General features: G+C 44.3%; 19 protein-coding genes. 12 read left to right on the top strand and 7 right to left on the bottom strand.

Annotated elements, in window-relative coordinates:
* Window positions 1-9: 9 nt before the first annotated feature.
* A complete protein-coding gene (locus L3V27_RS05185; protein WP_005391169.1) occupies window positions 10-246 on the bottom strand; it encodes a DUF2909 family protein in 237 nt (78 codons plus the stop codon).
* Here L3V27_RS05185 and L3V27_RS05180 point away from each other — a divergent pair.
* From L3V27_RS05180 to cyoE, 4 genes are read left to right on the top strand one after another with little or no spacing between them, the layout of a single operon-like run.
* Complete coding sequence (locus tag L3V27_RS05180; protein WP_182032962.1) at window positions 194-1,036, top strand: SURF1 family protein; 843 nt, start codon at window positions 194-196, stop codon at window positions 1,034-1,036. The genes L3V27_RS05185 and L3V27_RS05180 overlap by 53 nt on opposite strands.
* Window positions 1,026-1,562, top strand: coding sequence for a hypothetical protein (locus L3V27_RS05175; protein ID WP_046873706.1), 537 nt, complete (start codon window positions 1,026-1,028; stop codon window positions 1,560-1,562). The genes L3V27_RS05180 and L3V27_RS05175 overlap by 11 nt, the downstream gene beginning before the upstream one ends.
* A gap of 12 nt (window positions 1,563-1,574) precedes the next feature.
* Window positions 1,575-2,594, top strand: coding sequence for a COX15/CtaA family protein (locus L3V27_RS05170; RefSeq protein ID WP_046873705.1), 1,020 nt, complete (start codon window positions 1,575-1,577; stop codon window positions 2,592-2,594).
* Window positions 2,587-3,486 carry a heme o synthase gene (gene cyoE / locus L3V27_RS05165; protein WP_237311210.1) on the top strand — a complete coding sequence of 300 codons (900 nt, stop codon included), beginning with the start codon at window positions 2,587-2,589 and terminating at the stop codon, window positions 3,484-3,486. Before L3V27_RS05170 ends, cyoE begins: the two co-directional genes overlap by 8 nt.
* 81 nt (window positions 3,487-3,567) lie before the next feature.
* Here cyoE and L3V27_RS05160 read toward each other — a convergent pair whose 3' ends face one another.
* Together L3V27_RS05160 and L3V27_RS05155 are read right to left on the bottom strand one after the other, a co-directional pair.
* Window positions 3,568-4,041 (bottom strand): FKBP-type peptidyl-prolyl cis-trans isomerase, encoded by a 474-nt coding sequence (locus L3V27_RS05160; RefSeq protein ID WP_005391162.1) that lies wholly within the window; start codon window positions 4,039-4,041, stop codon window positions 3,568-3,570.
* Between the two features lie 13 nt (window positions 4,042-4,054).
* Complete coding sequence (locus tag L3V27_RS05155) at window positions 4,055-4,687, bottom strand: thiol:disulfide interchange protein DsbA/DsbL (RefSeq protein ID WP_176319646.1); 633 nt, start codon at window positions 4,685-4,687, stop codon at window positions 4,055-4,057.
* 278 nt (window positions 4,688-4,965) lie between these two features.
* On the opposite strand from L3V27_RS05155, the gene L3V27_RS05150 reads away from it, so the two are divergent.
* Window positions 4,966-5,592: an OmpA family protein gene (locus L3V27_RS05150; protein ID WP_048625248.1), complete on the top strand. Its 627-nt coding sequence runs from the start codon at window positions 4,966-4,968 to the stop codon at window positions 5,590-5,592.
* A gap of 192 nt (window positions 5,593-5,784) precedes the next feature.
* On the opposite strand, the gene L3V27_RS05145 is transcribed toward L3V27_RS05150, so the two are convergent.
* The 4 genes from L3V27_RS05145 to L3V27_RS05130 all read right to left on the bottom strand — a co-directional run bounded on the left by L3V27_RS05145 (window position 5,785) and on the right by L3V27_RS05130 (window position 7,646).
* Window positions 5,785-6,144, bottom strand: a complete 360-nt coding sequence (locus L3V27_RS05145) for a glutaredoxin (protein ID WP_053809555.1) — start codon at window positions 6,142-6,144, stop codon at window positions 5,785-5,787.
* 111 nt (window positions 6,145-6,255) lie between these two features.
* Entirely contained in the window at window positions 6,256-6,813 is a 558-nt protein-coding gene (locus L3V27_RS05140; RefSeq protein ID WP_237311209.1) for a hypothetical protein, read from the bottom strand.
* Complete coding sequence (locus tag L3V27_RS05135) at window positions 6,800-7,345, bottom strand: YaeQ family protein (RefSeq protein ID WP_005391156.1); 546 nt, start codon at window positions 7,343-7,345, stop codon at window positions 6,800-6,802. The genes L3V27_RS05140 and L3V27_RS05135 overlap by 14 nt, the downstream gene beginning before the upstream one ends.
* A 91-nt stretch (window positions 7,346-7,436) precedes the next feature.
* Window positions 7,437-7,646: a cold-shock protein gene (locus L3V27_RS05130; RefSeq protein ID WP_005375625.1), complete on the bottom strand. Its 210-nt coding sequence runs from the start codon at window positions 7,644-7,646 to the stop codon at window positions 7,437-7,439.
* 365 nt (window positions 7,647-8,011) lie between these two features.
* On the opposite strand from L3V27_RS05130, the gene L3V27_RS05125 reads away from it, so the two are divergent.
* The 7 genes from L3V27_RS05125 (at window position 8,012) to L3V27_RS05095 (ending at window position 15,206) form a co-directional block, all read left to right on the top strand.
* A complete protein-coding gene (locus tag L3V27_RS05125) occupies window positions 8,012-8,353 on the top strand; it encodes a ribosome alternative rescue factor ArfA (RefSeq protein ID WP_006742054.1) in 342 nt (113 codons plus the stop codon).
* 142 nt (window positions 8,354-8,495) lie between these two features.
* Entirely contained in the window at window positions 8,496-9,938 is a 1,443-nt protein-coding gene (locus tag L3V27_RS05120; RefSeq protein ID WP_237311208.1) for a sensor domain-containing diguanylate cyclase, read from the top strand.
* Window positions 9,939-10,055: 117 nt separating this feature from the next.
* The gene (locus L3V27_RS05115; protein ID WP_006742052.1) at window positions 10,056-10,802 is read left to right on the top strand and encodes an outer membrane lipoprotein-sorting protein; all 747 of its coding nucleotides are present in this window, start codon (window positions 10,056-10,058) and stop codon (window positions 10,800-10,802) included.
* 35 nt (window positions 10,803-10,837) lie between these two features.
* On the top strand, window positions 10,838-12,067 hold the full coding sequence (locus L3V27_RS05110) for an ABC transporter permease (protein ID WP_237311207.1): 1,230 nt from the start codon (window positions 10,838-10,840) through the stop codon (window positions 12,065-12,067).
* Window positions 12,057-13,292 carry an FtsX-like permease family protein gene (locus L3V27_RS05105; RefSeq protein ID WP_237311206.1) on the top strand — a complete coding sequence of 412 codons (1,236 nt, stop codon included), beginning with the start codon at window positions 12,057-12,059 and terminating at the stop codon, window positions 13,290-13,292. The genes L3V27_RS05110 and L3V27_RS05105 overlap by 11 nt, the downstream gene beginning before the upstream one ends.
* A complete protein-coding gene (locus tag L3V27_RS05100) occupies window positions 13,292-14,008 on the top strand; it encodes an ABC transporter ATP-binding protein (RefSeq protein WP_005391145.1) in 717 nt (238 codons plus the stop codon). Before L3V27_RS05105 ends, L3V27_RS05100 begins: the two co-directional genes overlap by 1 nt.
* Window positions 13,998-15,206 (top strand): hypothetical protein, encoded by a 1,209-nt coding sequence (locus L3V27_RS05095; protein ID WP_237311205.1) that lies wholly within the window; start codon window positions 13,998-14,000, stop codon window positions 15,204-15,206. The genes L3V27_RS05100 and L3V27_RS05095 overlap by 11 nt, the downstream gene beginning before the upstream one ends.
* Window positions 15,207-15,212 lie beyond the last annotated feature (6 nt).

Genomic DNA, 15,212 nt, shown 5'->3' with positions numbered 1-15,212 from the left:
ATTGGGCGATTAGTAAGGACGGGGATTCGGAGCCAACCAGCCTGAACTGAGCGCAATAAGTAGAAGGATAACTACTAAAGCGGAGAACATGACTCGACGACCTAAGTAATGACTCATAGGTTTGTCTCTTTTTTCGGGATTATCTGGGTCTTCACGAACCATTTCGATAAGCGCTTTTGCGAGGTTGAAGATAATGAAAAGCAGCAAAAGGACAAGCGTCAGTTTGAATAGAAATACGGTGGACATAGCACCTCCGGTTTCATCGTTGTTGTTATCGAGACAATTATGTCTATCGAAACGGTTTTGGGTTGCAGTTGGTTTAACTGTGGTTGTGTTTTCTCTTTTGGTCAAACTGGGTTTTTGGCAGCTTGAGAGAGGGCAAGAAAAACAGGCTTTGGAACAAGCCATTCTTGCGCGAGCGGATAGTGCGTACCAAGCATTAGGCGAAGTTCTTGAAGAAAACGATTGGAGAGAAGGCAGCATTCTCGGGAAAAAAGTGGAAGCTAATGTTGTTCCTCAGGCGTTTCCCGTGATTTTACTGGATAACCAAACGCATCAGGGCAATGTGGGCTATTTAGCATTTCAGATTGTCTCTATGAGTGATGAATCAGGAACCTATGCATTATTAGAGCTTGGTTTTGTGGAGGGAATAGCAGATCGTTCAATATTACCAACCGTCACAACACTCGAAGTGTCGACCTTTATCTCGGGACGTCTGTACCGAAAATCTGCTAACCCGTTGAGCTCTGAATTAATGCCAGAAGTTGGCGATGCCATTCGTGTGCAGAACCTTAATATCGTGCATCTGAATCAGCTACTTAATATTGAACTTATGCCCGCAGTCTTGCAGCCAGACAATCTAAAAAATTGGCCTTACGACTTTCCTTGGAACCCATTGCCGCTCAACAGCGCCAAGCATTTCGGTTATTCGATTCAGTGGTTTTCGATGGCGGGCGTTTTCTTGTTATTGACCTTAATTGTTTTTGTTCGTTGGCAAAGAAAGTTGCGTCACATGGAGGTGAAGCATGACATCTAAAGTAACCAAAGGGCGGCTAATGTTGATTGCGTTGGTGTGTACGTTTGCGCTTCCTGCCGTCATCGCTAAGGTCATTCTCACCCAAGGGTGGTATCAAAGCGGTGTGACCAATAGAGGTGTGTTGGTTGAACCATACACAACGTTAGAGCTACTTGGTCAAGAGTCACCACTCAAGGAGCACAGGTGGCAACTCGCTTATGTTTTACCTAATGAGTGCACAGAACAATGCAGGCAGCAGCTTTACCTGCTTCAGCAAAGCCATGTCGCTTTAGGAAAATATCAAGAGCGTGTGGTGCCGGTGCTTTGGCAGACAGAGTTGTCCGGTACCGTAGATATATCGATGACGACAATGCAAATGAATCAATCGGTTACCGCCAAAGTGAAACCCGGACAAATGTTAATCGTTGATCCTCTGGGGCAATTGGTGATGTCTTACTCGCCAAAACCGAATGAAGATTTAGTCTCGTTCAACAAAGGTATGTTGGCGGATTTACGCAAGCTCTTAAAATTGTCACGAGTTGGTTAGAAAGGGGCGTATATGAAGTTAATTCAGTTGGTTAAATTCAGTTTGCTCCTAACTTTCGTGGTGATCATGTTAGGCGCGTATACTCGCCTTTCTGATGCAGGGTTAGGTTGCCCTGATTGGCCCGGCTGCTACGGGCACCTTGGTGTGCCTCATCAAGAAGAAGACGTAATACGTGCCAATCTTAATTTCCCTGAACGGGCAGTCGAGCATGAGAAAGCATGGCTTGAAATGATTCATCGCTATTTTGCAGGAACGTTGGGTTTGGTCATTTTTGCCATGACAGTGATATCAATGAGGTCTGAGCGCGTGAATCCTACTATTCCGATGCTGCTCAGTGTACTGGTGGTCGGGCAAGCACTTTTGGGGATGTGGACCGTGACGCTCAAATTAATGCCAGTCATCGTAATGCTTCATCTGCTTGGTGGATTTACTTTACTGGTTCTGCAGGCGATTTTTTACTGCCAGTTAAAAGCGCAAAATAATCTCTATTTCTCTCCATCTTCCAGCTCGCTGCGAGGCTTCTCATTATTGGTTTTTCTGGTTGTTTTTATGCAGGTGCTGCTAGGAGGGTGGACTTCGTCAAACTATGCCGCGCTCATGTGCACCTCACTGCCGATTTGTGAGGGAGATTGGATGAGTCATCTCTCATGGAAAGAGGCGTTTTCTTTCTGGCAAACCGGATTCGAGAATTACGAGTTTGGTGTATTAGAGTATCCCGCAAGAATGACCATACATGTTACGCATCGCCTCGGTGCGATTGTCACCGCCACTGTCGTATTGGCTTATAGCATTATGCTCATGAGGCAAGATTCCCATCATTCACAGCGCATTGGAGGATGGTTACTACTCACTTTAGCGTGTCAAATTATGTTGGGCGTGAGCAACGTTGTATTCCAACTTCCTATTTATGTCGCCGTAGCACATAACTTGGGTGCCGCCATTATGTTGAGTCTTGTTTGTGTGAGTCAGTTTTATTTGTGGCAGGGCAAAAAAGCTTGGAGTTACACCGCGAAAGGAGTTCGCTATGAGTAAAGAAATCGCACTGTCGTTAAATGAGCGAAAGCGACTAAGTTTCGTTTATTTGAAGTTAACGAAGCCTAAAGTAGTCGCATTAATGCTGGTGACGGCAGTTGTCGGGATGAGTTTAGCGCCTGTTACTGAGTTTCCTTGGTTGCAGGCGGCGGTTGGCCTAACAGGCATTGGTTTGATGGCAGGCTCCGCGGCAGCGTTTAATCACCTGATTGACCGCCGCATTGATGCGAGAATGGCTCGCACACACAAACGTCCGTTGCCATCGGGTGAAGCTAAGCCGTTATCGGTGATAACCTTTGCGACGGCTTTAGGCGTCATAGGATTTGTTCTTTTGTATGCGCTGGTTAACCCACTGACGGCATGGCTGACTTTGATGAGTTTAGTCGGCTATGCGATGGTGTACACCATGTACCTCAAACGCGCTACTCCGCAAAATATCGTAATTGCAGGTATTGCGGGTGCGATGCCACCTCTTCTCGGTTGGACTGCCGTAACAGGGCAGTTGCATGCGAATGCTTGGCTGCTTGTGATGATCATTTTTATCTGGACGCCACCACACTTTTGGGCACTCGCAATTCATCGCGTAGAGGACTATCGTAAGGTGGATATTCCAATGTTGCCAGTGACACATGGTATCGAGTACACCAAAACTTCCATTCTGTTGTATACAGTATTGTTGACGTTGGTTTGTGTGCTGCCGGTGTTGGTTGGAATGGTCGGCGTAGTTTATCTTTTTGCCTCGTTACTACTTAACGCTGGCTTTATGTACCATGCATGGAAGCTAAAATACGCGCCAGAGCCCAATACCGCGATGGAGGCGTTTAAATTTTCTATCTATCACCTTTTTGCGTTGTTCATTGCATTGCTTTCGGATCACTATATTGGTTTGTAGCCTCTCTTTAAACAGAAAACGCCGCGTGGTTCGCGGCGTTTTTGGTTTTGATAGTTGGGCTTTAATGCAAAGTTTCTAGAGTTATTGAATCTCTAACAATTCAACATCAAAGATCAAAACACTTGCTGGTGGAATTGGGCCTGAGCCACTTTTGCCATAACCGAGCGTGCTTGGTACGAAAAGGCGGATTTTTTCACCTTCGACCATGTATTGTAGGCCTTCTTGCCAGCCTTTAATGACTTGGTTAAGACCAAACGAAATTGGCTCACCGCGATTAACGGAGCTATCAAACACAGTGCCATCAATCAACGTGCCGTGGTAGTGCACTTTGACTTTGCTTGTCGCGGTTGGGTGAACCTCACCTTCGCCTTTTTCAAGAACAATATATTGAAGACCACTTTCTGTTGTAATGACGCCTTCTTTCTTCGCATTCTCGAGCAAGAATGCTTGGCCTTTCGCAAAGTTTTCATCCGCTACTTTATGGTTTGTCCAAGTACGGTAAATGAAAAAGCCCGCCAGAATGAAAATAATGAGAGGAAACAAAAATTTAGACACGTAAGCTCCTTGTCTATTTAGGTTGTTTTAGCAAATAGTTAATGGTTTCTGCCATGGCTTCGACGCTGTCATGACCACTAGTAATGACTTGGTATTTTCCATTAACGATAAAGGCTGGAACGGAGTTAATTTGGCCGCGAGTCGTGATCGCTTCTGCCTTAGTGATGTACTCAAACAGCGTTTTTTGCTGTGCTTCATCTAAATGGTAAGGGCTGATAAGGTTGCGAGACTCAAAGGCTTTCTCTACGGCGATTTGACGTTCCTCAGCAGTTGCATCAGGACCCATTTGTACGGCAGCAAAAAGATCCGCCATAAATGCTTTGTCAGGTGTCGACTCTAGTTGCATGACTGCAGTGTAGAAGATGATGGCGCTTACTTGTGCACTCTCATTGAAAGTTACATGCATTTTTTCAACGCTTTGCTCAGTTAGCGATTCGATTTGAGGGACAAACTCTTCCATTGAACGGCAGTGGCCGCAAGTTAGGGCAAAAGCTTCTGTCAATGGCGCCAAATCATATTCTTGAAGAGATACAGGCAAAACTTTGTATTGCTTGCCTTGCTGAGGCTGAGTGTTGCCGCTATCGCATGCCGACAAAGCCATCATGGCGGCAATCACAGCAAAGCCTTTCGATATGGTTTTTAACATAATAATGCTCTAAGTAAGAAATTTGCGTTAGTTTATCGGTTAACGATAGTGACTAAAACCATTAAATAACAATAAAGTGAGACGATTGGTAACAGACTTTTCCTGATGTGTAGGCTGCAGGGAGGTATTTTGGCATCGCTTTTTATTTGAGAGAGACTTGATATTGATTCTAGTGGCATGAACGCTGCATATACAAACCAATCGGTGGATAAAAGCGCTAAAGATTTGGCGTGTTTTGTCGACACAATGGACAAGAGTTTTTCTACGTTGGTAATGGTATGAAGCAGTGGTTTTTAATTGTTTGCGGCATTCTGACTGGGTGCAGTAGCCTTGATCAAGACATGGTTCCTGGCGGGAACATTTTAGATACAGCTCCTAAAACAAACACCGAGCTGAGACATCCTGAGTGGGGCTATCCGAGCGCCTCCAGTGTGGCTTCTTCACCTCGCACGTATCAGACTGAGAGGGCATCAGTAAAAAAGTCGCAAAATGTGACCTCTCTGGAAATGTTTCTGAACAGGCACAATATTCCTCATGAGACACTCAGTGGCGGTCACTTAATGATACGTTTGAAAGAGCAAGTGCATTTTCAAACTGGCTCTGCTCAGTTATCAGCGCAATCTCAAGACTGGATTCGAAACATTGGTCACTATCTAGCAGGAAGAACGGATGTGGATGTCGTGATCGATGGCCATGCCGATAGCACGGGAGCTGCCAGCTTTAATGACACGTTGTCAGAAAAGCGAGCTCGTGAAGTGGAAAAGCAACTGCTGGCGACGAGTATTCCTCGTCAACGCGTATTTTCTAGAGGTTTTGGCGAGTATGTGCCGCAGTGCAGTAATTCGACAGCCAGTGGCAAAGCTTGTAATCGACGCGTAGAGCTAACGCTGATCGTTGATGAGTAAGGCGATGGTTGGTCGATAAACTACGTCGTGTTGTTTTCACTAAGCCCTTATGTGTTTACTGGCGTTTCCGTCTGGGAATGAGCAAGAAGAGTGAACCCAAAGGCTAGGCATAGCAACGAGCAGCTAGACTGAATAGAAAAGAGGCACCTGTATGGTGCCTCTTTTACATCCGCCAATGTTCATAGGGGGAACTTAGGCAAATTCTTTTTCAACGTAAGCGACGATGTCAGATGACTCGTATAGCCACTGTGTTTCGCCATCTTTTTCGATACGCAGGCAAGGGACTTTAATTCGTCCACCACCTTGCTCTAGTTCAGCTCGATGAGTCGGGTTATTTTTTGCATCACGTAGCTCAATGTTCACTGATTGACGCTTCATTGCACGGCGGACTTTTACGCAAAAAGGGCAAGCTTCAAATTGGTAAAGTGCGTATTGCTTTGCTTTTTCATCAATACGTTGTTGTTCTTCTGCACTGCGTTTAATACCACGAGGTGAGAACACGGCGTTCAGCAATAAGATAACCTTGCCTAAAATCCAACGGATAAACTTCATAATGATCCCTTGATGTTCATTGGGTAATTGTCCTTTAAAAATGCAATAATGATGCTTGTTGCATTGAGCGTGAAGTCTATCAGTTGTTTGAAATGGATAAAACCATGTATTTTATGCGGAAAATAAGCGTTTTAACCTGCCCCAAAAACCGCTAGTCGAAGCTGGACTGGCTTCTCTACCTAGATAAAAGCTTTGCATCAGTTCGGTTCTGAATGCATCAACATCCATGCGTTTTACAACAAGCTCGTGTTGCAATGTATTCTGAGTTTGCTCGGCATGATCGTGCGCCAAGCTAAAGTCCATATTCAAATAGCCTTGAGTATAAAGCCAAAGGTGAGTTATCAAGATAAGGTCTTCTGCGGACTGGTTAGTGAACTTATCCGCGTGCTCATCACCCAAGGAGTCAGTCAGCACTTGCTGCATTTGCTGGGCAGAATGCGCATGTTGCTCATAGTTAGCGCTGGCTTCGTTAGCGCTGGCTTCAATATGCGACTTAGTCAAAAGACCAAGCAGGTGAAGAGTAGGCGCCGTGGCGGGTTTGTTCTCACAAACTTTTGTAAACAGTTGTGACTGTTCTTTTAACCAACGTCGCTTTGCCGCTTTATGTTCTTTAACGAAGGGAATTTCTTTGAATCCCATCTCTTGACTCAGTTCATTAAGAGACGTCATGGCTTTTTAGTTCCTTCACCGTTACTTCGACGTGTTGATCGTTGATATCAACAAAAATAGAGCTGCCGGTAATCATAACAGAAAGGCTAGTGCCTCGGTCAAGGTGCTGACAAATCAAGTCGATAGCGTCGTAGTCAAAGCTTTCTACGTTGACGGGAAGCATTGAGAACTTTCCTGACATTTTATCCCACCATACCGTCGCTTTAGTGTTATAAGTGTAGACTTTCACGTGTTTTGCTAGGCGAGAGGCTTTCTTAATTCTTTCTGGTTCTGGTTCGCCAATTTCAATCCAGTGAGTAATGCTTTGATCATCGCCAACATGCCATAAATCAGGCTCTTCAATTGTAGAAAGCCCTTTCGTAAACTCTAAATTACTTTGAGCGTTTAAGCAGTAAGCTAAAACACGAGCCAGCATTCGTTGAGGTTTTTCTGAAGGGTGAAGGGCGATAGTTAGATTTTTAGAATCGTAATAGTCGTTATTCATATCGGAAATGGCGATACGAAATTTATAAATAGTCGGTTTAAGAGCCATGGATTTATATCGTTTTTGTTGGCAAAAATAAGTTATAGACAAAAAAATAGCCAGCTTTAGAAGCTGGCTATCGTATCAAATTCTTTAAGAATTAAAGTACTTTGATTTGCTCTGCTTGAGGGCCTTTTTGACCTTGAGAGATAACAAATTCTACTTTCTGGCCTTCAACTAGAGTACGGAAGCCGTCACCAGTGATTGCAGAGAAGTGAGCAAATACGTCAGGACCGTTTTCTTGTTGAATGAAACCGAAGCCTTTAGTTTCGTTGAACCACTTAACTGTGCCAGTAGCTGTGTTAGACATGTCTATTTCCTAAATATCTAAATAATGTAATCTTTCGCCTCAACGGCGCTTATAGCGTGGAAAAATAAATTGCTATTGCGTACCACAGGACGACGGGTTACAAGTAATCCAACGAAATGTGAAAACAAAGAACTTTCTTTCTAGCCGTGTTTGAGTCTAGGTTAATTCCACGAAGAGTCAACATATATTAGTGCTTTATGGACAAATATTTGTATTTAGTCACTATTTAACCAGCATGTTTTTGATTAAATTTCAAATAAATGACGGTGATGTGAAGTTTTTCAGCATAAAATTCAACTAAATCTATAAATTTGACTTATTTATATAATTATTGTCCAATCTGGTTCGACCATTAAGGAGGATTTATGGCAAAACCTAAAACCAGTCCTCAGCCGAATGAGTTACAACACGAGACCGATTTCGGCAGAGGTGAAATCAAGGACAATGCGTTAAAAGCGGTTGTCACCAGTCAATTGTTCAGAACACGAGTCGTAAAAGCGAAAAAAGGTAAAGGCAGCTTCAGTCGGAAAATGAAGCATAGAGGCAAAGAGCCCTATTCAAAGTTCTCCCCGATGTGGATTTTGAATAGGGCTTTTTTATTGATGCTGCTTTTTATCAACCTATTCAAATTCAATGGTTTAGTGTTAGTTAAATCACTCTTATCTCACCTTATACTGGCTAGCTTTCTTCTTAAAACTAGACGCTGAAAAGTACCAAATAAGTACTAAAACCTACTAAGTTAGATTCATATCAATAGGAGCCACTTCCTGTCCGACACCGCTCTGCTATATCTTTAGATCAGACAAAACAGCCGAGATTATGGTTTAAAAAGACTGGTGAGAAGTAGGTATGTCATCGACGAGTTATGGTACTTATGGTTGCAAGTGTACAAAAGCGTGTGCTTCTTTGTTACTACTATGGCTGTCTATTTGCCCGATGACGTATGCGCACAAGTCAGAGTCTCATTCTTTAATAGTTGCTAACTCCAAAGCTTGGAAGCCATTCTCTTACCTTAGCCCAGACGGTGAACCCAAAGGCATTTTGATCGACTTCTGGAAAGCGTATGCGGCGGACAACCAAATTGATGTTCAGTTTCTGCTTCTTGATTGGGAGGCTTCTTTACAGGCCGTAAAAGAGGGGCGTGCTGACTTTCACGCGGGATTGGTTTACTCATCGGAAAGAGCCGATTACTTGGATTTTGGCGCAGTTATCATGCCCATTCAAACTAAATTATATGTCAATCAAGACGTGCTTTCGATTGATGTCAAAAGTGTTTTAGCTGGTGAAATGACGTTGCCAATTGGTGTCGTTAAAGGAAGTTACGAGTCTGAGTTTATTAAGACGAATTATCCTAATGCGCCTATTGCAGAGTACATTAATAACGACACGATGATACAGGCCGCTGTCGATAAGAAGGTGCTGTATTTCGTCGCGGACCTTCAAGTAGCTAACTTTTATATGGCAACTATGCCGGGAGCAGGCATGTTTGTTCCTGTAATAAATTTATATAGTAAAGACCTTCGGATTGCAGCAGGGTTGCATAGTTCTGCTTCCATTTTGGATGTCTCTCGAGCGTTTGAAAAAGTTATCGATACAGATCGAGAAAGGATCCTCAATCGCTGGAGTGTGGTGAAAACGGTCTATCCTCTTTATCTCCTACCTATTGCGATTTTCGTTATGGCGGTCGCGACGCTGTATCATATCTTCGCACTCAAACGCATGGTTGCGCTGCGCACAAGACAATTGACGATTGCTAACCAGCAATTGCTGGAGATGACGTTAACGGATTCCCTAACAAAACTCTACAACCGTAGACACTTGATTGAACAATTGGCGCTCTTGAATCACTTGCAGCGAAGCTTGACGGTAATGGTATTTGATATTGATGATTTTAAATCAATTAATGACCAATACGGTCATCTTGTCGGAGATAGAGCGATAGTGGCCGTGGCTGAAACAGCAAAATCAATGACTGATGAACGTATGACATTGGCGAGAATTGGCGGAGAAGAGTTCGCACTCGTGACGGCATCGCTCTCTGAGCGAGAAGCGCGCAACTTTGCTCAAATGCTCTGCAAAGCCGTGTACGAACAACCTATTATCCTTGGTGGGCAAGCGATTCATTTGAGCATTAGCTTAGGCTGCGCATACTACCCTGAATTTACTCATATCGTGAATTTACAAGACGCTGATCAACTGATGTATCAAGGTAAGTCTGAAGGTAAAAATCGCGCGGTGTTTCAAGTCATAACAGACAGCCAGTTTCAACCTGAGCTTCGTCAAGTCCCTTAGCATTTTTGAGTCACCAATCGCTATTTCTAAATCCTCACTTGCTATACTCAATTGAATTTAAAATTATTATACCCGTTTCGATTCAAATTCTAGGTCGTGTCGGTACAAAGGGAAGGTATGTATAAAACGTTTTGTGTTCTCGCTTGTGTACTTCTCTCTTCTTTTTCTTACGCTGAGAGCGCTTTCGATATAGTCCAAAAGTCTGATCAAGCGATGCGCGGAAAATCCAGTTATAGCGAAGCCACCATGAAAATTGTTCGCCCTGACTGGTCACGTTCAATGACCATGAAGAGTTGGACGAAAGGTACGGAATTATCTTTGGTCTTGGTGACTGCTCCGGCGAAAGATAAAGGTAGCGCCTCGTTAAAACGTCATAGAGAAATGTGGAATTGGGTGCCGAGTATCGAGCGAGTGATTAAAATTGCGCCATCCATGCTCAGTCAGTCTTGGATGGGATCAGACTTCACGAATGATGATTTAATTAACCAATCTTCTATTGTTGTCGATTATCAACATCAACTGCTTCAAAGTGAAACCTTTGATGGTGACAAAGTTTGGGTAGTTGATGCACTTGCCAAGCCTGACGCCCCAGTGGTTTGGAGCAAAGTCAGACTGTGGATCTCTCAAACGAGCTTTTTACAGCGCAAAGTCGAGTTTTACGATGAATTTGATGAACTGGTAAATGTTTTGACGACTTACGATGTGAAAACGTTGGGTGGGCGAGACGTTGCGACTCGCATGGAGATGCAGCCGATAGATAAACCAGGAAATAAAACGGTTTTGATTACGCACGAAGCGCAATTTGATTTTGATATCGATGATGATTTTTTCTCCCAGCAGCAAATGAAGGCTCTGCGAGATTAGGGTGGATTTTGGTTTAGATAAGAGGTGAGAATCGGATGCTCATCAAGCTCGCATGGCGAAATCTATGGCGGCAAAAACGGCGGACATTGTTAACCGCTTCTGCGTTAGCTCTTGTTCTGTTTCTCTCCTTACTGACTCGAGCGTTCCAAGAAGGAAGTTACTCCTCAAATATTAAAAACGCTGCGAAGTTCTATACGGGATTAATTCAGCTACAACATCCCGATTTTGGGGACTCCTCCAGCATTGATGATGTCCTTCCACAAACGTCAGCGTTCATTGCATCTGCTAAAAACAACCCTGATATCGACATCGTTCTGCCGAGAATTGAGTCATTTGCGCTTGCCGCCAAAGACGAACGATCCAAAGGCGTGATGGTGCTCGGCGTTGAGCCTGACGCTGAAGATAGCTACTCCAGCATTAGTGACAAAATCGTACAAGGGCGCTTTATTGCATCTGGACAAAACTCGGTGCTTGTTGGTGAGGGTTTGGCAAACTACCTTCATTTGAACGTTGGTGATGAACTGGTGTTGTATGGTTCGGGTTATCGTGGTCAAACGGCGGCTGGACTGTATCAGGTGTCCGGTATTTTGCACTTTCCTTTGCAGCAGTTAGATTCTCAGTTGGTCTACATGCCTCTTGATACCGCACAAGCGCTGTATTCGCTTGATAACCAAGTCACCGCATGGGTCCTTAACACTCAAAGTTTACGCGTGTTGCCTGACATTGTTAAACAACTAAAGCGCCACTACGGGAATGGCGTCGCAGTAAAAAGCTGGCAGGAGCTGTCGCCAGAACTTTCCCAACAGATCGCCTTGGACAAAGCGGGTGGGATCTTTTTGATCTATATCTTGTACGGCATTGTTGGTTTTGGCCTGTTTGCCACGATTTTGATGATGACGTTAGAGCGCCAGCGTGAATTTGCGGTGATGCTCGCGACGGGTATGTTGCGCAGCAAGCTTATGGGGCTCGTCGCCATTGAATCGATGTTTATCTCCGTTATTGGTCTTGTGCTCGGTGGCTTGATCAGCGCGCCTGTGCTTGCGTATTTCTATATCAATCCGATTGAGATTACAGGCGATGCTGCACAAGTGATGCTGGAGAGTGGCTTTGAACCAATCGTACCTGTTTCGCTAGACCCGTATTTGTTAATGGATCAAATTCTTGTCGTTCTCGTTATTTTATCGTTATGTCTGATGTATCCGATGGCTAGACTTCTTCGCTTGCCCATTGCTAGTGGGCTAAAAGGGGGCGCGCATGTTGATTAAATTGGCGTGGCGTAATTTATGGCGGAACAAGCTCAGAACTTCCATTATGCTGGGAGCGATGGTGTTCGGCTTAATGGGCGTTGTTGCCATGATTGGATTCATGAACGGTTTGGTCGACAGCATGATCAAAAACGCGATTGCGTGGCAAACCAGTCATCTACAAGTGCATCAGAAATCCTACCTTAATAATCCTGACCTTAGTGACACAATAACGAATTATCAAACGATAACGGCCGCTTTGGCTGCACATCAAGATGTTAAAGCGGTATCGGCGCGATTTCTTGCTGATGGCATGATTGCTTCTGCGCGTAGTACGAGAGGCGTTCGGATCAATGGCATCAATATTGAACAAGAGCAAAGTATCACACCGCTTAAAAGCCATGTGATAGACGGAGAATGGTTAAACGAAGTGGGAAGAAACCCCATTCTTGTTTCGCAAAAAACCGCAAATCGGTTGAAGCTGCGTGTTGGATCGAAAGTGGTTTTAACATTATCTGACATCAAGGGTGATGTATCTGGCGCAGCTTTTCGCATTCGAGGTATTTTTAAAACGCCATCCACCACGTTTGATGACGGTAATGTCTACGTACGTAAAGTCGATCTCGAAACAATCGCAGGCTTGTCGGGTGCGCATGAAATTGGCGTTTTGTTGAACTCCAACGAGACTGAACAGCTAGAAAGTGCTGAGGCATTTACGTTATCAATATTGCCACAAGCCAACCGTGAACAATTGGTCGTGAGAAAATGGCAAGAAATACAGCCTTTACTCGCAACAATGATGAGCTCAATGGATATCTCTAACCAAATTATGTTGGTCGTTTTCGTACTTGCCATGACTCTGGGAATCATCAATATCATGCTGATGTCAGTTTTTGAAAGAACGAAAGAGTTTGGGGTGTTAATGGCGGTTGGCATGCAGCAGCATAAAATTCGCACACTGATTATTTTGGAAACGCTATTCCTTGGTTTGAGTGGTTGCGCGCTAGGGTTATTAGGAAGCGCAGTCATGTTGAAAATACTGAGTATTACTGGCTTATCGCTTGGCGCACTTGCGGATGGATTAGGTGCTTATGGCGTCGATACCTTGCTTTATCCAAGAGTGTCGTTTTATGAATATCAATTGATTATTGTGGCTATTTTTGTCGCAAGCTTATTTGCGGCTTTGTATCCAGCAAGGCAAATTCTCAAACATCGACCTGCGGATGCCATGGCGGAGAAAACGTAATGACGATTAAATTGGAAGGCTTATCCAAGACGTACAACCCAAAGAGTGACTTTCCGGTACATGCGGTTCAGAGCGTAGATTTGGAGATCAAGCAAGGTGAGTTTGTCGCTATTATGGGACCTTCTGGTTCAGGGAAAACGACCCTACTAAACATGTTGGGCGGGATCGATTCCCCTACATCAGGACGAGTGGAAATTGATGGATGCTTAATCTCTGATATGTCAGAAAAAGAGTTGATCGCTTATCGACGCGATAACATTGGCTTTATCTTCCAAGATTATAGTCTGCTCCCCGTACTGACAGCTCTTGAAAACGTCGAGTTTGTTATGCAATTGCAAGGGAAAACAGAAAGGGAATGTCGTGAACGCGCCAGCGCGCTACTGCAACAGGTTGGATTATCACAGCAGATGCATAAACGTCCGAGTAAAATGTCTGGAGGCCAACAACAGAGAGTTGCGGTTGCAAGAGCATTGGCACCAAAACCAAGGTTTGTAATGGCAGATGAGCCTACCGCCAACTTAGATGCAAAAAGTACAGCCGAGCTGCTTGATATCATGGAACAACTCAGTGAAAAAGAAGGCACGACATTTATCTTTTCTACCCATGATCCTAGAGTTATTAAGCGCGCACATCGAATCATAGTATTTGAGGACGGGCGTTTGGCACGAGATTTTGCCAACATTGATAACACCATAGAGAAGAGCCATGCGTGGTAGAGTAGAAGGCGTAAGCTTACTATCCAAGTTATTGCGGCTTTTTTTTGCGTTAAGTCCTGCGGTAATTTGCATTAAAACTAATGCCAGCATACCGGGTTTGGAGCCTGAAAAAGCATGGGATATCAATGGCTATGTGAAATACATGGCGACCTATAGTATGCCTGACGAGCAGGATAATACCCTTGACCATCTACTCCATAACCGGATTAACGTTGAATATCGCTTTTCTCCTGAATGGCGAATAAATCTCGGTATAAGGAATAGAGCATTGTGGGGCGATGCGCTTGAGATCCCTCGATATGCGGAACTCGTGGCGCTTGATAATGGGTATTTTGATCTAAGCAAAAACTGGCGAGAAGATAATGCAATCCTCAATACCCAACTGGATCGACTCTACGTCTCTTGGAGTGACCAAGATTGGAGTGCAAGGTTAGGGCGGTTCCGGGTCAACTGGTCAATGAACACCATTTGGAACCCAAACGACATCTACAACGCCTATTCTATTTACGACTTTGATTACGAAGAGCGGGCGGGCACCGACGCTGTCATGGTGAGTAAAAAACTTGGGTTTGCCGCTGGGTTAGATCTCGTTTTCTCTCCGTCAAAGCAGTCTAAAGAAAACAGCACGTCACTACGATATTTCTCCAACGTTTCTGGTTGGGACTATCAAATCATTGCGGGTCGATCTCGGCAAGACTATGTTCTTGGAGCAGGGTTCGCGACTGATATCTATCAAGCTGGGTTTCGAGGCGAGTTAAGCTGGTTTGATCCTATTGATACAAAGCATCAAGGTCAGCCTACTGAGGATACGACAGTCGCTAGTTTGGAATCAGACTACAGTTTTGGTGGTGTGCGTAACTGGATGGTGAGAGGTGCTTGGTTGTTTATTTCTGAACCAAAGCCAGCGAGCAGCGCATTAACTTACCTAAACCTCCCTCTCTCTGCGAAAACCTTGAGCTTCACGGAGCATACTGTTTATGCCGATGCTAGCTTCGACTTAACGGCGCTCAACCGCGTCACCTTATCGGCTAGTTACTATGATGATGGCTCTTACTTTGCTGGATTATCCAGCAGCTATTCACTCAGTAATAATTGGCAACTGCTAACTGTAGTTCAACATTTTAACGGTACGGACGGCAGCTTATTTGGAGAAACACCTGCAACTTTGGTGTTTGCTAATATCCGGTATAGTTACTAAAGACGC

The organism is Vibrio sp. J2-3(2022) (genome assembly GCF_021725735.1).
In the GTDB taxonomy this organism is placed as follows: domain Bacteria; phylum Pseudomonadota; class Gammaproteobacteria; order Enterobacterales; family Vibrionaceae; genus Vibrio; species Vibrio diabolicus.
This window is presented reverse-complemented; position numbering and strand designations above follow the sequence as displayed.